General features: G+C 71.1%; 14 protein-coding genes, 4 pseudogenes and 3 riboswitches. Of the genes and pseudogenes, 7 read left to right on the forward strand and 11 right to left on the reverse strand.

The window, feature by feature from the left end; all coding sequences use genetic code 11:
* Positions 1 to 17: 17 nt before the first annotated feature.
* From B4N89_RS27155 to B4N89_RS51670, 6 genes are all read right to left on the reverse strand, one after another.
* Positions 18 to 1292 carry a prenyltransferase/squalene oxidase repeat-containing protein gene (locus tag B4N89_RS27155; protein ID WP_161500823.1) on the reverse strand — a complete coding sequence of 425 codons (1275 nt, stop codon included), beginning with the start codon at positions 1290 to 1292 and terminating at the stop codon, positions 18 to 20.
* 14 nt (positions 1293 to 1306) lie between these two features.
* Complete coding sequence (locus B4N89_RS49960; protein WP_161500824.1) at positions 1307 to 1504, reverse strand: hypothetical protein; 198 nt, start codon at positions 1502 to 1504, stop codon at positions 1307 to 1309.
* 123 nt (positions 1505 to 1627) lie between these two features.
* Positions 1628 to 1702, reverse strand: a riboswitch (cobalamin riboswitch).
* A gap of 417 nt (positions 1703 to 2119) precedes the next feature.
* Positions 2120 to 4444, reverse strand: coding sequence for a 5-methyltetrahydropteroyltriglutamate--homocysteine S-methyltransferase (gene metE, locus B4N89_RS27160; RefSeq protein WP_078978409.1), 2325 nt, complete (start codon positions 4442 to 4444; stop codon positions 2120 to 2122).
* 164 nt (positions 4445 to 4608) lie between these two features.
* Positions 4609 to 4827: riboswitch (cobalamin riboswitch) on the reverse strand.
* A gap of 228 nt (positions 4828 to 5055) precedes the next feature.
* A complete protein-coding gene (locus tag B4N89_RS27165; protein ID WP_078978410.1) occupies positions 5056 to 5589 on the reverse strand; it encodes a flagellar hook-length control protein FliK in 534 nt (177 codons plus the stop codon).
* Between the two features lie 183 nt (positions 5590 to 5772).
* A riboswitch (cobalamin riboswitch) is annotated at positions 5773 to 5847 on the reverse strand.
* 275 nt (positions 5848 to 6122) lie between these two features.
* Positions 6123 to 7067, reverse strand: coding sequence for a cobalamin-binding protein (locus B4N89_RS27170; RefSeq protein ID WP_078978411.1), 945 nt, complete (start codon positions 7065 to 7067; stop codon positions 6123 to 6125).
* A gap of 83 nt (positions 7068 to 7150) precedes the next feature.
* Positions 7151 to 7483, reverse strand: a complete 333-nt coding sequence (locus B4N89_RS51670; protein WP_235618810.1) for a hypothetical protein — start codon at positions 7481 to 7483, stop codon at positions 7151 to 7153.
* Positions 7484 to 7492: 9 nt separating this feature from the next.
* Between B4N89_RS51670 and B4N89_RS27175 the strand changes: the two genes are divergently transcribed.
* On the forward strand, positions 7493 to 8089 hold the full coding sequence (locus tag B4N89_RS27175) for a (2Fe-2S)-binding protein (protein WP_235618811.1): 597 nt from the start codon (positions 7493 to 7495) through the stop codon (positions 8087 to 8089).
* Between the two features lie 28 nt (positions 8090 to 8117).
* Here the strand turns inward: B4N89_RS27175 and B4N89_RS27180 are convergent.
* Positions 8118 to 9576: pseudogene (locus B4N89_RS27180) on the reverse strand (short-chain fatty acyl-CoA regulator family protein).
* A 192-nt stretch (positions 9577 to 9768) separates the two neighbouring features.
* Between B4N89_RS27180 and B4N89_RS27185 the strand changes: the two are divergent.
* The 6 genes and pseudogenes from B4N89_RS27185 (at position 9769) to B4N89_RS27215 (ending at position 14869) form a co-directional block, all read left to right on the forward strand.
* Complete coding sequence (locus tag B4N89_RS27185; protein ID WP_078978413.1) at positions 9769 to 11295, forward strand: MmgE/PrpD family protein; 1527 nt, start codon at positions 9769 to 9771, stop codon at positions 11293 to 11295.
* Positions 11296 to 11457: 162 nt separating this feature from the next.
* Positions 11458 to 11652: pseudogene (locus tag B4N89_RS27195) on the forward strand (citrate/2-methylcitrate synthase); the annotation flags it as partial.
* On the forward strand, positions 11649 to 12077 hold the full coding sequence (locus tag B4N89_RS27200; RefSeq protein ID WP_078979672.1) for an acyl-CoA thioesterase: 429 nt from the start codon (positions 11649 to 11651) through the stop codon (positions 12075 to 12077). The pseudogene B4N89_RS27195 and the gene B4N89_RS27200, both read left to right, overlap by 4 nt.
* A 526-nt stretch (positions 12078 to 12603) precedes the next feature.
* Positions 12604 to 13242, forward strand: a complete 639-nt coding sequence (locus B4N89_RS27205) for a metal ABC transporter ATP-binding protein (RefSeq protein WP_078978414.1) — start codon at positions 12604 to 12606, stop codon at positions 13240 to 13242.
* On the forward strand, positions 13239 to 14108 hold the full coding sequence (locus B4N89_RS27210) for a metal ABC transporter permease (protein WP_078979673.1): 870 nt from the start codon (positions 13239 to 13241) through the stop codon (positions 14106 to 14108). The genes B4N89_RS27205 and B4N89_RS27210 overlap by 4 nt, the downstream gene beginning before the upstream one ends.
* Positions 14066 to 14869, forward strand: a complete 804-nt coding sequence (locus B4N89_RS27215; protein WP_078978415.1) for a metal ABC transporter solute-binding protein, Zn/Mn family — start codon at positions 14066 to 14068, stop codon at positions 14867 to 14869. The genes B4N89_RS27210 and B4N89_RS27215 overlap by 43 nt, the downstream gene beginning before the upstream one ends.
* A 206-nt stretch (positions 14870 to 15075) precedes the next feature.
* On the opposite strand, the pseudogene B4N89_RS27220 reads toward B4N89_RS27215, so the two are convergent.
* The 4 genes and pseudogenes from B4N89_RS27220 to B4N89_RS51685 all read right to left on the reverse strand — a co-directional run.
* Positions 15076 to 16731 (reverse strand): annotated as a pseudogene (locus tag B4N89_RS27220) (class I adenylate-forming enzyme family protein).
* A 240-nt stretch (positions 16732 to 16971) separates the two neighbouring features.
* Complete coding sequence (locus tag B4N89_RS27230) at positions 16972 to 18174, reverse strand: MFS transporter (RefSeq protein ID WP_235618812.1); 1203 nt, start codon at positions 18172 to 18174, stop codon at positions 16972 to 16974.
* A 322-nt stretch (positions 18175 to 18496) separates the two neighbouring features.
* On the reverse strand, positions 18497 to 21142 hold the full coding sequence (alaS, locus tag B4N89_RS27235) for an alanine--tRNA ligase (RefSeq protein WP_078978416.1): 2646 nt from the start codon (positions 21140 to 21142) through the stop codon (positions 18497 to 18499).
* Between the two features lie 314 nt (positions 21143 to 21456).
* A pseudogene (locus B4N89_RS51685) lies at positions 21457 to 21714 on the reverse strand (3-hydroxyacyl-CoA dehydrogenase family protein); the annotation flags it as partial.
* Positions 21715 to 21806: the final 92 nt, after the last annotated feature.

Here is a 21806-nt window from a genome sequence, read left to right on the forward strand (position 1 = left end):
TCCGCGGCCGAGGCGCCTCACGTGTGCCGTCCGTTCTTCCGGCGCGCACCCGCGCGGACGGCGAAGCCGGTACCGACCAGGCCGACCGCGAGCAACACCAATCCGCCGACCTGGGCACCGGTACGGGCGAGGCTGCTGCCGCCCCCGTTCGCGGTGCCGCCGGCGCCGGATATCGAGCCGCCCGTGCCGGCCTGGTTCGTGTTCGTCGCGGACGCGGACGAAGACGCGGAGATCGACGCGCTAGCGGTCTGGCTGAGCGAGGTGGTGGGCGACGTTGAGGCCGATGGGCTCGCGGATTCGGTGTGGGTGGCCGAGCCGGTGGGCGCGGGAGTGTGGGATCCGGTCGGCACGGTGGTGCTTGTGGCGGTCCCGGTCGGCTCGGTCGGCGCCTTACCCAGGTCGCCGAGCGGGACGCCCGCGAGTACGAGCAGGGCCTGCGGGGTCGCGCGGCGCCACTGGTCGCGCTGGAAGTCGGGGATGCCCTCCGCCTGCGCCGAGGTCAGCGCCTCCTCGTTGTAGGCGATCGTGCCGACGTCCTTGGTCGCGGCGCCTGCGTTGTCGGCGGTGATCTGGTGCTTGGCCACCCACGCGGCGGCCTTGTCCGCCTCGGCCGAGTAGCCGACCGCGCGCAGCGCCTGACCGGCCAGGCCGGTGCTGTTGGTGTTCGAGGCCGCTGTGGGCCCCGAACCACCGAACGAACCGTCCGCGCGCTGCCGGGACTTCAGCCAGTCCGCACCCTTTTTCGCGGCCGCCGCAGCGCCGGTCGACCCGTTCTCCGCCGCCGCGGACAGCAGTGCCTGCACGGCCATCCCGGTGGAGTCCGGATCGAGGACGGTGGTCGGGGTGTCCTGGCAGACCGGCCCGGTGCTGCCCAGCTGCCCCGGGAACAGTCGGAAGCCGCCGCTGGGGCACTGCTGCTTGATCAGGAAGTCCACCGCACTCTGCGGGACTCCGCCGCTGCGGGCCAGGCCCAGGACGGCGAGCGACTGCCCGAAGGCGTTGCCGGAGTCCGGGCTGCCGGTGAGCTTGTCCCGGACCCGACCCACGTCGTCGCCCGCGTCCGGGCCGGCGACCAGATCGAGGGTCTCCGCCCGCATGTCCAGCCCGCCGAACGTGGCCGGGTTGCGGCCGGCCACGACCGAGGCGAACAACACCTTCGCGGTCGCCCCGGCGATCCGCGAGCCGGGCATGCCCCACTCCTCGACGCTGTTGTACTTGCGGATGTTGGCCGCCACGGCGTCGGTCGCGGCCTTGAGCGCCGCAGGCTCCGAACGGGTGGCCGCCAGCGCCATGACGGTGTCGATGGTCAGGCCCCAGTCCGAACCGGAGAACCCGGGTATCCCCCGTCGACCAGCTCCCCGGCCTGCCATTTCGCCGCCGCAGCGGCCTGCGTGGCATACGGGTTCGCGGCGTCGGCCGACGCGGAGAAGACAGGGGAGGCCGCGACCAGAATCGCGCCGCAGACCGCGACCGCGCCGGTCTTTCGCACAGTGAGCCAGGACATCGGTGGAACCCTTCCGAGACCGACGCGTCCCGGGGCCCGCCGACGACACGACGCCGGTCGGGCGGTCCGGGCTTCAGCGTGTAGTCCACGACAGCTGGAGCCGACAAAACTCGTACGCACCCAGGTATTCCGACTCGCGGCGGCCTTGCGGCCACCGCCTACGGTTGCGGGTCAGCGCCGGATTTCGACCGGCTTCCCCTGGGTTTCGAACTATGGAATTGGAATGCCGATACGACTCGGCGTGCGGAGCATACGGAACATTCCGACCGTCGGACAACAGGATGAGCGCGGAATCCCTCGTGCCGTTCGTCACGATGATGGACATCAGACAACGGGATGGGGGCCGGAGGGTCGGCGGCGGCTCCAGTCTCGGCGCGTTGGTGCCGGTGAAGGCCAATCCGCCGCCACCATGTCCACGGCCCAACCCGCCGCCGGACGAACCACCCTCACTCGCCGCGGTGTTCGTCGGCGTGGCGGTGCCTCTCGGGCCCGGCCCGGGGTTGGTGCGCGGGTCGCGAATCAGCGTCGCGAAAGAGAAGCCCACACTGCCAGTCGAGTCAACGCGTTGGGCTGGTCGCCGGGGTGGGAGCATGCTCCTACCCCGGCGAGCTCAGGTCAGAAGGTCGTGTTCGGCAGCGTCGCGCGCACCTCCCGGGCCGCCGCGACCAGGTTCTCCAGCGAGGTGCGAACCTCGGGCCAGCCGCGGGTCTTGAGGCCGCAATCGGGGTTGACCCAAAGACGTTCGGCGGGGATCGCGGCAAGTCCCTTGCGGAGCAGGCCCACCACCTCGTCCGTGCTCGGGACGCGCGGAGAGTGGATGTCGTACACGCCGGGTCCGGCCTCGCGCGGGTAGCCGTGGGCGGCGAGTTCGCCGGCGACCTGCATGTGCGAACGGGCCGCCTCCAGGCTGATCACGTCGGCGTCGAGGTCGTCGATGGCCTGCACGATGTCGCCGAACTCGGCGTAGCACATGTGGGTGTGGATCTGGGTCGCCGCGCGTACGCCGGACGTGCTCAGGCGGAATGCCTCGGTGGCCCAGGCCAGGTATTCGGCGTGGTCCACGGCGCGCAGCGGCAGCGTTTCGCGCAACGCGGGTTCGTCCACCTGGATGACCGAAGTCTCGGCCGCCTCAAGGTCGTTGACCTCGTCGCGCAGCGCGAGCGCGACCTGTCGGGCGGTGTCGCCGAGCGGTTGGTCGTCGCGGACGAAGGACCAGGCGAGCATGGTCACCGGTCCGGTCAGCATGCCCTTGACGGGTCGGTCGGACAACGACTGGGCGAACGAGGTCCAGCGCACGGTCATCGGTTCGGGACGGGAGATGTCGCCGGCCAGGATCGGCGGGCGTACATACCGGGTGCCGTACGACTGGACCCAGCCGTGTCGGGTGGCCACGTATCCGGTGAGCTGTTCGGCGAAGTACTGGACCATGTCGTTGCGTTCGGCCTCACCGTGCACCAGGACGTCGATGCCGGCCTTCTCCTGGAAGGAGATCACGTCGCGGATCTCGGCTTCGATGCGCTCCTCGTACCCGGCGCCGTCGATGCGTCCCGCGCGCAGGTCGGCGCGGGCGGCGCGCAGTTCGGCGGTCTGCGGGAAGGAGCCGATGGTGGTCGTGGGCAGCAACGGCAGGCCCAGGTGCGCGCGCTGGGCCTCGGCCCGTTCGGCGTACGGCTTGCCGCGGCGCGCGTCGGCTTCGGTGACCGCGGCGGCGCGGGCGCGTACGGCGGGGTCGTGGGTGAGTGCGGAGGCCTTGCGCGCGGCCAGGTCGGCGCGGTTGGCGGCGAGGTGGGTCGCGATGGTGTCGGTGCCCTGGCTCAGACCGCGGGCCAGGGTGACGATCTCCTCGGTCTTCAGCCGGGCGAAGGCGAGCCATCGGGCGATCTGGGGGTCGATGTCGCGTTCCGCGTCGGCGTCCAGCGGCACGTGCAACAGCGAGCAGGAGGCGGCGACGTCGACGCGGTCGGCCAGGCCCAGCAGTATGCCGAGCGTGGTCAGCGACTTGCCGAGGTCGTTGATCCACACGTTGCGGCCGTCCACGACGCCGGCGACCAGACGTTTGCCGGGCAGCCCGCCGACGGCGGCCAGCGCGTCCAGGTTGGCGGCGGCGGAGCCGGTGAAGTCCAGTGCCAGGCCCTCGATCGGGGCCTTGGCCAGGGTGGGCAGCGCCTCGCCGAGCCGGTCGAAGTACGAGGCCACGAGGAGCTTGGGCCGGTCGGTCAGTCCGCCGAGGTCGCGGTAGACGCGGGCTGCGGCGCCCAGTTCGGCGAAGCTGCGGTCCTGCACCAGCGCCGGCTCGTCGAGTTGTACCCACTCGGCCCCGGCTCCGCGCAGGTCGGCGAGCAACCGCGCGTACACCGGAAGCAGCCGGTCCAGCAGGGTCAGCGGCTGGAAGTCGGCCGCTACGCCCGGTGCGGGCTTGGCCAGTAGGAGGTAGGTGAGCGGGCCCACCAGCACCGGCCGGGCGGTCAGGCCCAGCGCGACGGCCTCTCGGAACTCGGCTACCTGCTTCGTGGAGTTCGCCTCGAAGACGGTGTCCGGCCCGAGTTCGGGGACGAGGTAGTGATAGTTGGTGTCGAACCACTTGGTCATCTCGAGCGGCGCGACGTCTTGCGTGCCGCGGGCCATGGCGAAGTAGCCGTCCAGGGCGTCGGCTTCGACGGCGGCGCGATGCCGGGCCGGGATGGCGCCCACGGCGACGGTGGTGTCGAGGACGTGGTCGTACAGCGAGAAGTCGCCGGTGGGCACCTCGTGGATGCCGGCCTCGGCGAGGCGTCGCCAGTTGGCGAGGCGCAGTTCGGCCGAGGTGTCCCGAAGCGCCTGTGCGTCGATGCGGCCGGCCCAGTAGCCCTCGACGGCCTTCTTCAGTTCCCGGTTCGGGCCCTGACGGGGATAGCCGTACACGGTGGCACGGGCTGCCGCGGCTGCGGTCTTGGTGGTCACGGAACTCTCCTTCGCGAGCCTGTCGACAAGATCCCGGAGATGGATCGCAGGCACGAAGGGATGGCAAACCACACGGGCCACGTCGGCGTACTCGCGCGCACATACGTGTCCCACCGGTTGTCCGCCGACCCGCCCACGAGGTCACCGAGCTCTCCGTGCGCTGCGACAGCGCACGGGCAGTGGCAGGTCTTCGGACTCGCGGGCACATCCACCAAGGGTGGACACCTACTGGCCGTCGCTTCCCGGATCCGACACGGATCCAGTGCTGTTGACGGCGGTCGTTCCCACTCACCGCTGCGGGGCAGTCCCGGATTCTCACCGGGTTCCCTCTTGCGACGCGCCTACCCGGATGGCAGGGCGAACCGACTGCGTGCGACAGCTTAGACGTACAAGAGGCACCCGGGGGAGCCCGGTGCACGCGCCCGAGGGCAAGAGCACGCCTCGAAGGCGTGGACGCAGCCGGCGTCGTTGCGATCGAGTCGGTGCTCGTGACGCGTTGCCGCGTTCGTCCCGGGCGGCCTGCCCCCACAGGGGGTGATCCTGTTGGAACGAACGCGGTCGCGACCTCGAGGCCGAGCCTGCCTCGGGGTCACCGGCGGATCGGATCGGCGCTACGGGCGCGTCGGGGCCACGCGCGGCGGCGGATTGGTGGTGTCCGTCTTGTCCTTGGAGAACGACCAACCCTCGAAGCTGCCCAGCGGAGGCTTGCGGGCGCTCGCGCCCCACGAACTGTAGGTCCAAGTGCCGTTGTTGGGCGCGTGCCAATAAGACCAGTAGGCGGATGCCGGCGGGGTGTTGACGCACGGTTCGGTGTCGACGCCGGGCTTGCCCTCGATCCGGCAGATGAACGCCTCGCCCCAGCGGTTGGTGCCCTGGATCTGGAAGCCGGCGTTCTTCAGCGCGGCCAAGCCCGTGGCCTGGTCGCCGGGCGCACAGCGAGTGAGCGTCGCCCCGCCGAGTTCCTGGAAGTCGACGATCACGGTGACGCCGTTGGCGTTCGGGCAGACGCCGGCGGAGCCCTTGGTGGGGTCGATGGCGTAGGCGGCCGGGGCGTTCACGGTGATCTGGGCGGTGGCGGGCAGCACGAGCAGGGCGAGCGCCCCGACCATCCGACCTATTCGAGCCTTGTTTCCACGAATCTTCACGCGCGGATCCCTTCGTGCGACGGGCGTCGGCGCGAGCGGCGAGAGCGATGCCGACCGGGCCGAGCGATGTTCCTCTCGGGACCGCGCACCCCCGGTATCCACCGACAAGACATCGCCGGACGTGAAATCCGGGCCTCAGCGTGCAGTCCACGACAGCTGGAGCCTCTAACTCGTACGAATCCAGGTGTTCCGACTCGCGGTGGCCTGCCGGCCACCGCCTACGGTTGCGGGTCAGCGCCGGATTTCGACCGGCTTCCCCTGGAATCCGAACTATGCGGTTGTCGCCGACCTGAAGAGAGCCAGCTTGCGGAGCGTACGAGATGCCCTGTTCTTCGGACAACGGGTCATACGACGAATCCGCGATGTCGTTCGTCACCTTCTTGGGTGCTCAACGCTGGTTTGCACAACGGCGGTTCGGTCAGCCGGGCCGCACTGGGCCCCACGACAGGGGGCAACGGCGCGTTTCGACGAGCAAGTTCGAGGAGCACGCGATGCCGGCGACAGGGCGCGTCGGCCCGCCGGTGAACCGGTGGTCAGCCGCGTGTCGTCTCCGCGCCCGCGTCGCCCGGCAGTCGTCGCGCCTCGGCGTGGGTCACCGGCGCACCGGCCGTGACGTCGTGCAATACCCATGCGAGCACCTCGGCGCCGCGCACCACACGGGGGCCGGGGCGGTTGAAGTACGCCGGTCCGTCGAGCACCCACACCCGCCCGGACCGCACGGCGGGCAGGTCCGACCATCCCGGCAGAGACGTCAGCAGGCTCGCCTCCGATTCGGTGCGCTCGGGCGCGAACCCGCACGGCAGCACCAGGATCACATCCGGCCGGGAGTCTCGAACCGCAGCCCACTCCACGGCTTTGGTGTGTTCGCCGGGCGCGGCGAGCAGCGGTTCGCCGCCGGCCAGGGCGATCTGCTCGGGGACCCAGTGCCCGGCGGGCCACAGCGGGTCGAGCCATTCGATGGCCGCGACCCGGGGCCTCGGCCGCCCCGCGACCGCCGCGGCCACGGCCGCCATGCGGGCCCGCAACTCCCGCAGCCGCGCGGCTGCGACGTCCGCGACTCCCAGCACCGCACCCACGTGGGTCAGTGTGTCGAGGACGTCCGGCAGCGTGCGCGGTTCCAGACTGACCACGCGCGGACCGGTGTCCAGAACCCGAACCGTCTCGGAGACCGCCGTGTACGACACCGCGCACACCGCGCACAGATCCTGCGTGAGGACGACATCGGGCGCCAACTCCGCGAGGCGCTCGGCGTCCAACGTGTACAGCGACGAACCCCGGTGCGCCGCACCGCCGACGGCCTCGGAGATCTCCCGACTGCTCAGCCGATCCGCATCGAACTCCGCACGGGTGACCACCGGCACCCCGGCGACATCCCCCGGCGGCCAGTCGCATTCGTGGGTGCGGCCTACCAAGTCGCCCACGAGTCCGAGTTCGGCGACCAGATCGGTGGCTGCGGGCAACAACGAGACGATGCGCATCCAGCAAGCGTAGGTCGCACGCGACGGCACGGGGCCCACAGCCGGCGGGGACCGCGATGTGACAGCGTCGGCGCGACCTTCGGTCAGCGCACCGTGTCCGAGGTGCGGATGGCCTCTCCTCGGCGCGGAATCTCGCCGATAGCTTTATTGCCATGTCCGTCGGAATCATCTCGCCCCGGAGACCGGGCCTCGGCTCGGCCCGAACCACGGCCATCCACGATCACAGTGAGCGCTGAGCCGTGATCGGTGGACAGGTGATGCTTCCCGCGGCGGATCGCCTGCGCGATGTCCTCGGCGGTCTGATCGAGATCGGTCCGTTCTTCGCGTTGGCTACCGGACCCCGTGCCGACACCGCCGGGTTCCGTCTCCTCGGCGATCTTTATCGCGCACCGGATCTGCTCGCCCACCATGTCCACGACGTCGGTGTGCGATTGGGCACGGACGAGGTCCGTGTCGCGGCGTCGATCGTGCATCTGGGCATCGCCGCCCGCCTGTGGTCGGTCGCTCTCGGTGCCGTGGCGCAGGCCCACGTGGTTCCCGACCTCGATCCCGACCGCGTCATGTGGCGGCTTGTACCGCCGGGCCCGGCGGAGCTCTGGGCCGACCCTCCTCCGCAACCCGCCGGGCCGCTGGACGGAGGCGAGGACAACCTCGCGGACGCGCTGTACGAGGTGGTGGCCGAGGGCCACCTGGCTCCCCTTGCTCAGGCGATCCGCCGGATCACGCCGGTCTCGGAACGTCTGCTGTGGGGCAACGCGGCTTCGGGCCTGGTGGGTGCGTGGCGGGTGCTGGACCGATACCTGCATCCCGACGATCCCGCGCGAGCCGATACCGCGATGCGGATCGCCGGCACGGTGCAGTCTCGCGGGCATTTGCGGGGCACCGGGACGTGGTCCCGGGCCGCGTTCCGCCGGACCACCTGCTGCCTGTATTACCGCACGCCGCAGGGCGGTGTGTGTGGCGACTGCGTGTTCACCGCAGCCCCCGCACGCCACCGCGCGCCGGGGGACAGGCCACGGTGAGCCGGGCTCTGCGGGCGATTCGCGGTCGCTAGTGCGTCGAACGCACCTGGTAGGGCGCTGCGGTGGTGCGGTCCTCGTCGACGGCGAGGCGGTTACCGGCGGTGGGGTTGGCGCGTTGCGTGCAGTCGTGGCGCTCGCAGACGCGGCAGCCCATGCCGATCGGGGTGGCGGCGCGGGGGTCGTCGAGGGCGTGGCCGTCGGCGTAGGTGAGGCGGTGCGCGTGGCGGAGTTCGCAGCCGAGGGCCACGGCGAAGGTCGCGCCGGGGGCGTTCCAGCCGGGGAGGCCGCGGGTGACGGTTCGGGCGATCCAGAAGTAGGAGCGGCCGTCGGGCATGGTGGCGATCTGGGTCAGGATGCGGCCGGGGGAGCCGAACGCCTCGTACACGGTCCACAGGGGACAGGTGCCGCCGAATCGGGAGAAGTGGAAGTCGGTGGCCGATTGGCGCTTGGAGACGTTGCCGGCGCGGTCGACGCGCAGGAACGCGAAGGGGACGCCCGCGGCGTTGCGCCGTTGCAGGGTGCTGAGCCGGTGGCAGGTGGTCTCGAAGCCGACACCGTAGCGTGTGGCCAACAGGTCGATGTCGTAGCGCAGTTCCTCCGCGTCGCGGTGGAACGCGGTGTAGGGCATGACCAGGGCGCCGGCGGCGTAGTGTGCCAGGCCGACACGAGCGAGGGTGGGGGCGTCGGGTCCGGTGAGACCGGCGCCCGCGACGATGGTGTCGATGAGGTCCCGGAACTCCAGGGACGCGAGTTGCACCGCCGCCTGGAACGCCCGCTGCCCGGGCGTGAGATGCGCGGCGAGCCGCAGGGTCGCGCTCTCGCGGTCGAATCGGCGCGGGTCCTCAGCGACGACGGCGCGGCCGCGCGGCGCGGTGACGACCACACGTACCCCGTGCCCGTCCGCGAGACGGGTCGTGAGCGCCGCCTCGGCCGCCCCGGGCACGATTTCGGTGGTTTCGGCGAGGGCCTCGGCCGCGGCGTCCAGCGCGGCGATGTGGTTGCGCTCCGCCGCGAAGAAGTCCCGCACTTCGTCGTGGGGTTCGGCCAGTCCGAGGGATTCCGGGTGGCCGGCGAGGACGGCCGCGCGGTCGGCGGCCTCGCGGTAGCGGCGATGCAACGCGACGAGCGCGCGGGCGGCGTCCGGGAACTGCCGGACCAGTTCCCGGATCTCCTCGCCGTCGGCGGCCTCGACCCGGTGTCCTCCGGCCGCCTCGTCGGCAAGCGCCGCGCGTACGTCCGCGCCGAGCCGCAGCCGATCCGCGTCGGCGAAGAAGTCAGGGGCGACGCCCAGGGTCTCGGTGACGCGCAGCAGCACCGGCACGGTCATCGGCCGTCGGTCGTGCTCCATCTGATTGAGATAGCTGGGCGAGATCTCCCAGGCGGCGGGCCAGATCGACCTGGCTGAGCCCGTGCCGGCGGCGGAGTTTGCGCAGCGCGGGACCGGCGTACATCTGCCGATCGCCCGGCGGACGCCCGCGTTTCGCCATCACTCGCTCCTCTGCCGTCTTCGAGGTCGACCGTCGCCGAGATTGGCAAAGGTATCAAGTCGGAATTAACAAGATTGGCCATGGGCCGCGAGAACTTGGCAGAAGTTGGCAGATTGGCTTCCTGGTGAGGCGGGGATCAGCGTGTGAGCCTGATCGGCACAGGCAGACATCAGCTCACCTCCAGGACGTGCCATGACCGAATACCGCGTACGTGTCCGCCGCAGTGCGGAGGCCTTCCCCCGTACCGAGGAACTCGCTCACAGGATCGCCGAGCTGGCCGCCGGGACGACCGAGGCCACGATCACCGACGCCGTCCGCGACATGGTGATCAACCGCGTGATCGACAACGCGGCCGTCGCGATGGCGTCGCTGCGTCGTCGACCACCCGCCGTGGCCCGAGTACAGGCGCTGCGCCACCCGGTTTCCGCAGGTCGTGCGGGTGCCACCGTGTTCGGCGGCGACGTGCGCGTGTCCCCGGAGTGGGCGGCGTGGGCGAACGGCACCGCGGTCCGGGAACTCGACTTCCACGACACCTACCTCGCGGCGGACTACTCCCACCCGGGCGACAACCTCCCTGCGATCCTGGCGGTCGCCCAGCACACCGGCCGCTCCGGCGCCGACGTGATCCGAGCCGCCGCCACCGCGTACCAAGTGCAGGTCGCGCTGGTGACCGGGATCTGCCTGCACAAGCACCGCATCGACCACATCGCCCACCTCGGGCCCTCCGTCGCTGCCGGACTCGGCACCCTCCTCGACCTGCCCGTCGAGGTGATCCGCGAGGCGGTCGGTCAGGCGCTGCACACCACGACCGCCACCCGGCAGTCCCGCAAGGGCGCGATCTCCTCCTGGAAGGCGTTCGCCCCCGCGTTCGCCGGCAGGGCCGGCATCGAGGCGATCGATCGCACGATGCGCGGCGAGGGCGCGCCGGCACCGATCTACGAAGGCGAGGACGGGGTCGTCGCGAGGCTGCTGGACGGCCCGCGGGCCGAATACACCGTGAACCTCCCGGGCCCGGGTGAGTCCCGCGACGGCATCCTGCGCACCTATACCAAGGAACACTCCGCCGAATACCAGGCGCAGGCGCTCATCGACCTGGCCCGGCGCCTCAACGCGCGGCTCGGCGACGAGGGCATCGCCCGGATCTCGGACATCGTGCTGCACACCAGCCACCACACCCATCAGGTGATCGGCTCCGGTGCCAACGACCCACAGAAGTACGACCCGACCGCGAGCCGCGAGACGCTCGACCACTCGATCCCGTACATCTTCACCGTCGCGCTCCAGGACGGCGCCTGGCACCACGAGGACTCCTACCGGCCCGAGCGCGCGGCCCGCCCGGACACGGTCGCGCTGTGGCACCGGGTCACCACGCTCGAAGACCCCGAGTGGACCCGCCGCTACCACTCCGAGGATCCGGCGGAGAAGGCGTTCGGCGCGCGCGTGGTGATCACGTTCGACGACGGCAGCACCCTCGTGGACGAGATCGCGGTGGCGGATGCCCACCCGCTCGGCGCCCGCCCGTTCGCGCGCGAACAGTACGTCGCCAAGTTCCGCACCCTGGCCGAAGGCGTCCTCGACAAGGCCGCCCAGGACCGATTCCTCCTCGCCGCCGAACACCTCGCCGATCTGGACGCGGCCGGTATGGCCGACCTGTTCCCGACCGTCGACCCCGCCCACATCGCCGACATCGACGCCACCCTGCCGAAGGGGATCCTGTGATGTTGCACGCCCGTACCACTGCGGCGGCCAGGCGCCGGGCCTTTCGCGACGGCCTTGCCTCCGGCACGCTCCAACGCATCCCCGGCGCGTTCAACCCGCTCACCGCCCGGCTGATCCAGGACATCGGCTTCGAGGGCCTGTACGTCTCCGGCGCGGTCGTGTCCGACCGGCCCTGCGTACCACCTCATGGGCTTCGACATCCCCACCTTCACCCCCATCTTCGTGATGAGCCGCATCACCGGCTGGACCGCACACATCACCGAGCAACTCGCCGCCAACGCACTCATCCGCCCGCTGGGGGCCTACACCGGGCCGGTCCAACGCCCTGTCCCGCAGCCGGCGGCCCGACTGACATGACCGGTACCGAAGAACGGGCGCACACGCATGAAGCCGCCGCGCAGATCGCGGACTTCGTACTGCCGCCCATGCTCAACCACCACGGCACGCTGTTCGCGGGCATCGGGCTGCAACTCCTCGTCAAGGCGGCGGTGGTCGCCGCGAGCAGGCGGGCACGGGGCGATGTGGTGATGGCCTCCTGCCGCGACGTGGCCTTCATCCGGCCGGTACGCGGCGGGGAACTGGTGACCGTATCCGCGTTCGTCAGGACCCAGGGCCGCACATCGCTCGACGTATGGGCCCAAGCGGTCGCCGAGGACCCCACCCGAGGCAGGTGCTACACCGCGATTGAAGGCCTCTTCCGCTTGGTGCGCGTCGACGACACGGGTCGCCCGAGCCCACTGCCTGCCCACACGGCGGACGCCGCGCTCGCGGGTACCCGGTAGCGCCCGGCAGACCGAGTAGCCCACAACAGCTTGCCCAAGCGCCGCCGGCGAGCAGCATGACCAGGATCGTGCTTCTGGCCCAGGGGAGCCGACTGAGCCTCTGCCGAGGTTTCCACAGCTCCGAGACCTGCAAGGACTTCTGATCACCTCCATCTGGGTCGACATCGCGGCTGACGTGCATAGGCCGATTGCTGCCGTTGTGTGGCGAACGCGGGTGATGAGCCTTTGCCGGCCGGCGTGACCCCACGCACTTTTGGCCGACGAGATCGACGCACCCACGTCGATCAAGGTGCCATCTTGTTCCACGACGGAATCTCGTCGTGGTCGTGGTCGTGGTCGTGGGCCGCGGTACGGGCGAGATGTGCCCCCGCCACAGCGATGAGGGGTCGGGCTGTGTATGGCCGAAGGGTCCGGGCGGCTTGCGCGGGCGATCGATTCCGGACGGTCGCCCGCCGCGGACGAAACAGGGTTCACCGGGAACTGACCCCCGTCGAGTTCCGACTCCTTTCTCGAAGCGAGGGGTGCAATGGACGACGGGTCGGACATACGGATGCGCGGGGTGGGGTGCCGTCATGGTCGCGTGGAGGCGGTGGCCGGGGTGGATCTCGATGTGGCGGTCGGGGAGCGGGTGGCGCTGACCGGTACGAACGGGTCGGGCAAGACCACATTGCTGCGGGCGGTGCTTGGCCTGCACCGCCTGTCCGAGGGCCGGATCACAGTGGGTGGTCGGGACGCGCGGACGGCGGCCGAGTGGGCGTGGCGCAGGAGGGCGTGCGCGTGGGTTCCGCAGAAGCCGGCGTCCGGCCGGTTTCCGCTGCTGGCGCGTGAGTTGCTGGCAAGTGGTGGCGTGGCGGCCGAGGCCGGTCGGGCCGCCGAGAAGCTGGGCGTCGCCATGCTGGCGAACCGACCTGTGCATTCCTTGTCCGGTGGTCAGTTGCAGCGGGTGTATCTGGCGCGGGCGGTCGGCTGCGTCGCCGCCGGTGCCGGAGTGTTGTTGGCCGACGAGCCCACGGCGGCGCTGGATTTCGCGGGCCAGGAGGAGGCCGCCGACCTGCTCCTGTCGCTGCCGGTGACGGTCGTGGTCGTCACGCACGATCGAGCGCTGGCCGAGCGCTGCGATCGGGTGCTGGAGATGGCCGCGGGTCGGTTGCGGTGGGTCGGGTGACCGCCCTGGCCACGGCGGACGTCGGGGAACTCCTGCGGCTCGTGCCCGTTCAACGGGCCGGCTTTGCCCTGTTGTTGGCGGCGGTGGGCCTGCCGATCGTCGGTGTGATCATCGTCGGGCTGGACATCATGCCGGTGCGGTTCGCGATGATGCATGTGGCGTTGCTGGGCATCGCGGTGGGTCTGTGGACCGGTGTGGACCCCATGCTGTGCGCGCTGTGCGCGTGCGCCCTGGCCGGCGCGGGAGTCGCTCCGCTCGCGCGCAGTCCGGAGGGCCTGTCCGGGGCGATGAGCCTGCTCATGAGTCTGGCGATCGCGGCGGCCCTGCTCGTGCTCTCCCTTTCCGGGGTCAACGCGGCGGGCGCCTTCGCGCTGTTGTGGGGCTCGATCCTGTCCGTGGGCGAGGCCGACCTGTGGGTGCTGGGCGCCCTCGCGGTGGTCGTACCGCTGCTGTTTCGGTGGCGCCGCCGCGATGTCGCGTTGCTGTTGTACGACCGCGAACTCGCGGTGGCCTCGGGAGTGCGCGTGAACGTGCTCACCCCTTTCTTGCTGGTCCTGGTCGCCGTGGCCGTCGCGGGGGCGATCAAGCTGACCGGCGCCTTGCTCGTCGACGCGCTGACCCTGTTGCCGGCGCTCGCCGCCCGCCGGCTGGGCACCTCGTTGGGATCCATCACCGCCTGGGCGGTCGGTATCGGCGTCGTGGTCAACCTGTCGGGATTTTTTGTCGCGCTGTGGCTGGACCTGCCGCCCGGTCCGGTGCTCGTCCTGACGGCCGGGGTCCTGGTCCTGGTCGTCCATCTCATACCCGAACGGAGAATCGGCTCATGGCGCGCATCCGCGTGCGTTTCATTTCCCTCCTCGCATTGAGCGTGGGCCTGGCATTGACCGCGACCGGTTGCGGCGACGATTCCTCCGACGACAAGGGCGGTGGCAAGGGCAGTGGCAAGAAGGGGCCGGCCGTCGTGGTCACCACCACGTGGGAGGGTGCGTTCGCCAAGGCCGCGGGCGCCGAGAACATCAAGGTGATTGTGCCCTCGTCGGTGCAGCACGCTCCCGACTACGATCCCAAGCCGTCCGACCTGGCGGCCGTGGCCGACGCGGACTTCGTGCTCTACGCGCCGTTCGAGCCGTACGCGAAGAAGATCAAGGACGCGGCCGGGTCGAAGGCCAGGCTCGTCGAGGTCGGGCTCGACAACGACGCCGACAACGTGACGGCCGAAGTCACCCGCCTGGCCGATCTGTTCGGCACGCAGACCGCCGCCACCACGTGGAACGCGGCCTTCCGGACCGAATACGACACGCTCCGGAACGACCTGAAGGGCGCGTGGCCGGGCGGCAAGGCCCCCGCGGTCGTCGCCCAGGTCTTCTCGGTGTGGGCGGCGAAGCTGGCCGGGGTCGAGGTCCGCGGCACCTACGGGCCCGAGGCGGTGGCGGCGTCGCAACTGTCGGACCTGGCAAAGAAGGCACCCGCCCTGGTCTTGGACAACGCCCACATGACCACGGGAAAGGTCCTGCCCGACTCGGGTGCGCGGCAGGTCGAGATCGTCAACTACCCGGGCAAGGATCTGGACCTGTTGCCGGTGTACCGCGACGCCGCGTCGACGCTGCGCAAGGCGATGGGCGGCTGAACTACCCGAGCCACGGATGATTTCGGCGGTGTGGGCCACCCGCCCTACGGGCGGCCCACACCGCCGCTTCGTGTCCGGGGTGTACCGCAGCAACGACGCCACCCACAACCGCGCGACGGCACCTGTGGCCGCGACGCGCCCGCCTTTCGACGCGCCGATACCACGACACCCCTGCCGCCCCGGACTCGTCTGCGGAAGGGTCGGTGTCAGCCCGCCGCTGCCGGAGGTTGCTCGTGCGCCCGGTCGGCGAGGCGTGCGCGCAGCAGTGCCCGGTCCGGCTTGCCCGCCGGGGTCAGGGGCAGGGTCTCGATCGTCAGCAGGTGTTCGGGGTGTTTGCGGCGTTCGAGGCCCCGGGCGTCCAGGTGCGCGCCCAGTTCCGGGTGGGGGTGCGCACGTCGCGCGTCACGACGCAGGCGGCGAGTCGTTCCCCCATCAGCGGGTCGGGGACGCCCACGCACACCACGTCGCGCACGAGCGGGTGGGTGGCGAGGTGGATCTCGACCTCGGCGGGGCTGATGTTGGCGCCGCCTCGGATCACCACGTCCTTCAGGCGTCCGACGATCCGCAAGGCGCCGCTTTCGTCGAGCAGGCCCAGGTCGCCGGTGCGCACCCAGCCGTTGGCGGTGCGGTAGCGGGCGTCGAGGTCGGGGGCCGCGACGTAGCACAGCGGGGTCATCGGGCCGCGAGCGACGATCTCCCCGATCGTCCCGGCGGGGACTTCCTCCATGTGTGCGGTGTCGGGGACGGCGATGCGGATGTCGGCGACGCGCGGGTCGGGGTGGCCGGCGAGGGTGCCTCGTCCGTCGTCGTGCGGGGGTTCTCCGGTGAGGCCGGTGTGGCAGTTGACGCCGTCTGCCGAGCCGTAGAGGTTGACGATCGGGCAGCCGAACGCGAGGCGTGCCTCTCGGGCGGTGGCCTCGTCCAGGGGTGAGCCTCCGATGATCACGGCGGTGGGCGGGGTGAAGGCCGGGTGCGCGCCGGTGGCCATCCGGTCGAGCATCATCCGGATCATCGTCGGCACCCCCAGCATGTGGGTCGGTCGGTGGGCGGCGAGCGCGTCCAGCGCGGCTTCCGGGGTGAAGTGGTCCAGAAGGACGAGGGTTCCGCTGTGGCGGGCGGGTGACCGCGGTGCCGTTGCTGCCGAACGCGGAGGCCAGAGGCACCAGGAACAGGCAGCGGGGCGGCTGCTTGTCCGGGATGAGGGAGGCGAGGAAGTTGCCGCGGCCGCCGGCCAGGGCGTTGTGGGAGTAGGCCACCATCTTGGGTTCGGCCTCCGAGCCGGAGGAAACGAGGGTACGGGCGGCGGAGTCGGGGTCGGGCCGAGCGGGGGAGAACGTCTTGGCGTCGGTACGCATCAGTTCGGCCAGGGCGATGGTGCCCTCGGGGGCACGGCTGGGGCCGGCGGCGATCACCGCGCGCAGCCGGGGCAGGTCGGGCGCCCGGTCGAGCAGGTCGGCGGCGGGGTACTCGCCGATAGTGATCACGGCGACCGCCTGCGATCGATGCAGCAGCATGGCGGTCTCGCGCCCGCTGCGGCCGATCGGAACCGGCAACCCGACGGCCCCCAGCGCGGCCGTGGCGAGGTCGGCGATGACGGCGAGGCGGTTGTTGGGCAGTTGTAGTCCCACCACGTCCCCGACGCCGATGCCTCGCGCGGCCAAACCGGCGGCCAGACATCGCGCCTTGCGGTCCAGGGCCGTGTAACACAGCGTCCCCTTGGCGTCCACGACCGCCGTGTGGTGCGGGTCGGCGATCTGACGGGCGCGTTGGAGGCTGGAGAGGTCCAGATCCGGACACGTGCCCTCGACCGCCCAGGTACGACGCAGTACGGCGGGCAGCAGATCGCGCAGTTCGACGCTCACGTGAACCTCCAGGGGGCGGGGACGGCCGGCGCGCCGTGGGCGCCCCCGAGGAATCGGCGCGCAACCACAGCAGCCCCGCCCAAAACCCGCCGGTCCACGAACCGCGCCCGGTTGTCGTCCACAGGCCCGTGTCCGCAGCCGCGAACAACGGGAAACGTTCGCCGACTTCGGCACGAGTGACCCCCACCCGGTCCAGGATCGACGCAAGGGCCGGGCGCACCCACGCCGGCGCCCGGGGGGTCATGCGCGACCCGCCGAGCGCGCCTCGTGCACCGCCCACACCACGGCCACGACGCTCGCTCCGGTGAACTCACCGGCGACCAGCAGCCATCCAGACCCGTTGTGACCGGCGTCGGCCAACGCCCCGAACAGCGGCGGCCCGACCGCGAACCCGGCGAAGAATCCCGCCGAGACCAGCGCCGAATCCTGCCCCGCCCGGCCCGGGGCCGCGCGCTGCATCACCAACACCATCGACACCGCGTTGGCCGACACCGCGAACACCCCCATCCCACCGGCCGCGACCCACACCAGGGGGGTCGCGGACGCGGACAACGCCAACAGCAGCGCCGCCCCCACCGCGCCGACAGCCAGCACACCCGGCAACCACCGGGAGCGACCCGGTCGGGCGGCCACTCGCGACCACCCCATCCGCCCGACGACCCCGGCCACGCCCAGCACCTCCACCAGCACCCCGGCAGCCGTGAATCCCAACCCCAGCCGCTCCGTGCCGTACAGCGCCAGGTACGTGTTCACCGAAGCGATACCGCCACCCAACAACACGGAAAACGACGCCAACCACGCGACCATCCCGCGCGGTACCCACACCGCAGGCACCGGTTCCATCGGTGGATCGACCGGCAGCACACGAACCGCCCACACGGCCGCCAACAGGGCAACACCCGCAGCAGTCCACACCGCTCCCCGCCAACCCGCGACGGGGGCCAGCGCCGCCAACGGCAACCCGGCCGCGAACGCCCCCAACTGCACCCCGGACTGCTTCATCCCCGTCACCGCCTCGCGCCGCGCCGCCGGGACACCGGCCAGGATCGCCTTGTTCGTGGCGGGATTGGCCAGCGCCTGCGGCAACCCGCCCAGCGCAACGGTTCCCAACAACAAACCGGCACCCGGTGCCGATTCGATCAGCGCCAACGCGAGCGCCGACACGACCAGCAACGCGACCAGACAGCGACGCGGACCCAGCCGATCGACCACGCGCCCGCCCACCGGCGACAACACCGCCGCCACACCGAACCCCACCGTCGTCGTCAGGCCGAGCGCCGCCGGTGAAACCCCCAACTCGTCGACGATGCGCGGGCCCAGCGCTCCGATCAGGAACAACTGCAACATCGAGAAAGCCATGGCGCAGGTCAACAGCCCCGTCACCGCACCGGTCGCCCTCCACCCGTCGGCACCGGCCGCCACCGCACCCGATTCCACCCTCATGGACGCCCCTTCGTCCGGCCGTCACACCCCGAAGGCACCGCGCCCCGCGAAAGTCGTCGGGCCACACACAGGGCAAGTTCCGTCTCCCGTACGTGAACCGGCTCACAACGAATGGCGGACTCGGGCAACGCCTTCGCAGATCTCTCTTGACCGAGCGCCGCGCCGAGTCGCTCGGCGTAGGGGAAGGCGGTCCTCCAGGAACTTCGTCGCGGGTACGACCCCGGAGGACCGGGTCTCGATCCTGCGGTCTCTGCGGGATCCGGTACCGGGCCGGGGGCCGCGGCGGGGCCGGAGCCGTGCCCGTTGCGTTCCCCGCCAGGGATCAGCGGTTGCCGACGAGGCGTGGCAGATCGGCGAGGGCGTCCGTCAGGCGGTCCGCGGCGAGGCCGCCACCTTGGGCGAGTTGTGGGGAGCCGCCACCACGGCCGTTCAGGATGCGCTTGATCAGATCGGAAGCGCTCAACCCGGCTTCGTGAGCGGCTCGGTTGACCGCGATGACGACGACGCCCGTGGGTTGGGCGACGGCGACCGCGCCGGGAACGGTGGCGGGAAGGCGTTCGCGCACGGCGACGGCCAGGGCCCGGGCATCGTCCGCTCCGGCTTCGACGATGGCGGTGACGAGCAGGGTGCCGCCCGCGTCGACCGCCCGGCCGGCCAGTTCCGCAGCGTGGACGGTGGTGGCCTGTTGCCGCAGGCGCGCGTTTTCCTTGTCGGCGGCCTTGAGGCGGTTCAGCAGGCCGGTGATGCGTTCGAGGAGTTCGGCGCGCGGGGCGCCGAGTTGCTCGGCGATCCCGGCGACCAGGTCCCGTTCGCGAGCCAGGTAGGCGAAGCCCTCGATGCCGACGGCGGCTTCCAGGCGTCGCATGCTGGCACCGACGGACACTTCCGAGGTCAGGGCGATGGTGCCGATCTGGGAGGCGTGTTCCACATGGGTGCCACCGCAGAGTTCGCGCGACCACGCGCCACCGATCTCGACGACGCGGACCCTGTCTCCGTAGGTCTCGTCGAACAGTGCGAGCGCGCCCAGCTGCTTGGCCTCGGGGGTAGTCATCCACCGCACGCCGACGGGCAGGTCGCTGCGCAGGGCCCGGTTCGCGGCGCCTTCCACCTCGTTGCGGATCGGGTCGGAGAGCGCTGCGCGCCAGGGAAAGTCCAGGCGCAGGTAGCCGGGTCGGTTGTAGGAGCCGGCCTGGAGGACGGTCGGGCCCAGGATCTCGCGGAGGGCGGCGTGCAGGACGTGGGTCGCGGAGTGGGCCTGGCGCGCGCCGAGTCGCCATTCGGGGTCGACGGCCGCGTGCACGGCGTCACCGGTGGCGAGTTCGCCCGCGGTGATCCGTACCTGGTGGGCGATCAGGCCGGGCAGTGGTCGCTGGACGTCCAGGACCTCACCCTCCACCGACGTACCGGACAGGATGCCGGCGTCGCTGTCCTGGCCGCCGGACTCGGCGTAGAAGGGGGAGCGGTCCAGGACCACGGTGACGATGTCCCCGTCCCGGGCGACCGGCATCTCCCCCTGGGCACCTAGGAGGGCGAGGACGCGGGACTCGGTGGTCAGGGTTTCCCAGGCCGCCCAGTCGGTGGGGCCGTGCGCGTCCAGGACGGACCGCAGGTCAGAGGTGTCGACGGCGGCGCCGGACTTGCGTGTGCGGGCATCCGCGCGGGCCCGTTCGCGCTGGGCGTTCATCAGTGCGGTGAAGCCCTCCCTGTCGACCTCCACGCCCTGCTCGGCGGCCATTTCCAGGGTGAGGTCGATGGGGAAGCCGTAGGTGTCGTGGAGCAGGAACGCCTGGGCGCCGGGCAGGGATCGCCCGCCATCGGCCTTGACCCGGGTGACGGCCGTGTCCAGGACCGTGATGCCCTGCTTGAGCGTGCTGCGGAAGGCGTCCTCCTCGCCGTATGCCCGGTCGGCGATCCGGGCGAAGGACTCGGTGATCTCCGGGTAGCCGGGGGCCATGCAGTCCCGGGCGACGGGGAGCAGTTCGGGTAGGGCGGGGTCCCGGTGGCCGAGTTGGCGCATGGAGCGGACGGCGCGACGCAGGATGCGGCGCAGTACGTAGCCGCGGCCCGCGTTGCCGGGTACGGTGCCGTCGGCGAGAAGCATCAGGGCCGTGCGGACATGGTCGGCGACGATGCGCAGCCGCACGTCGGCCTCGGTATCGGCGCCGTAGCGGACCCCGGCCAGCAGTGCCGCCCGGTCGAGGACGGGGCGGGTCTCATCGATTTCGTAGAGGTTGTCCTTGCCCTGGAGCAGGGTGGCCATGCGTTCCAGGCCCATGCCGGTGTCGATGTTGCGGCGCGGGAGTTCGCCGAGGATCGGATAGCCGGACTTGCCGGGTCCCTCGCCGCGTTCGTACTGCATGAAGACGAGATTCCAGAACTCCATGTAGCGGTCCTCGTCCACTGCGGGGCCGCCCTCGCGGCCGAGGCCGGGGCCCCGGTCGTAGTACAGCTCGGAGCAGGGTCCGCACGGTCCGGGGACGCCCATGGACCAGAAGTTGTCCTCGTCGCCGCGGGCGACGATCCGCTCGTCGGGCAGGCCGGCGACACGCCGCCAGATGTCGCGCGCGTCGCTGTCGGAGTGATGGACCGTGACCCAGATCCTGTCCGCGTCGAGTCCGTATCCCCCACCGGCCTGTGCGGTGGTCGACAACTCCCAGGCGTAGGCGATGGCTTCCTCTTTGAAGTAGTCCCCGAAGGAGAAGTTCCCGTTCATCTGGAAGAAGGAGCCGTGACGGGTGGTGCGGCCGACCTCCTCGATGTCCAGGGTGCGTACGCACTTCTGCACGCCGGCGGCCCGTTGCCAGGGCGCGGCGACCTCACCGGTCAGGTAGGGCTTGAAGGGCACCATGCCGGCGTTGACGAACAGCAGCGTCGGGTCCGGAGTGGGCAGGGGCGCACTGGGGACGACCGTGTGGCCGCGTTCGGCGAAGTAGTCGAGGAAGATGCTCCGAATGTCGGCGGTACGCAAGGTTCGATGCTCCGGGGACTCGGTCGGGCTGGGCGCGTTGACGATGCCCGCGGGCGGTGGCGACCGAGCAGTGCCGCGTTGTCGAATGCCCTCCGATCGGGACGAGTGGCCCGGGTTCCACCGAGACGCCCGCGACCGCGGCGCGAGCGAGCAGCCACCTGCCCGGCGCCGGTTGGGCACCCCGCTCCTCCGCACGACGACTCGTTCTTCGCCACCGCCGGAGTCCATCGCAGCCCCTTTGTGCATTCGACCCGCAATTGCGACCTACTCGCAATAAAGTACCTCGACGAACGTCGAACGCCGGATTGCGCAGCGTCGTAGAGGGAGCCGGCGATCGAGGCGGCCGTGTCCGGTCCGATCAGGCCGGCGAGCCTGAGCGGACCCATGAGGCGGGCGCAGCCAGGTTCATGCCGGTGTCGATGTCGGCGGCGGTGGCGATGCCCGACTTCGCCATGCGGATCGTGGCGAGCAGGTAGGGGACGAACAGGCGTTGACGACGAGGCCCGCCAGTTGTGGGAGCGGGTAACGTTCTCGCCCAGGCCGGTGACGAAGCTCTCCACGAGGGCGATCGTCTCCACGGTCGACAGGCTGTGGGAGGCGACACGCGCCCTGCTGAGGTCCGTCGGCAGTCCGGGGGACGCCCACCCAACGCGCATGGTGCCCG

The sequence above is a fragment of the Embleya scabrispora genome (assembly GCF_002024165.1).
Classification (GTDB): domain Bacteria; phylum Actinomycetota; class Actinomycetes; order Streptomycetales; family Streptomycetaceae; genus Embleya; species Embleya scabrispora_A.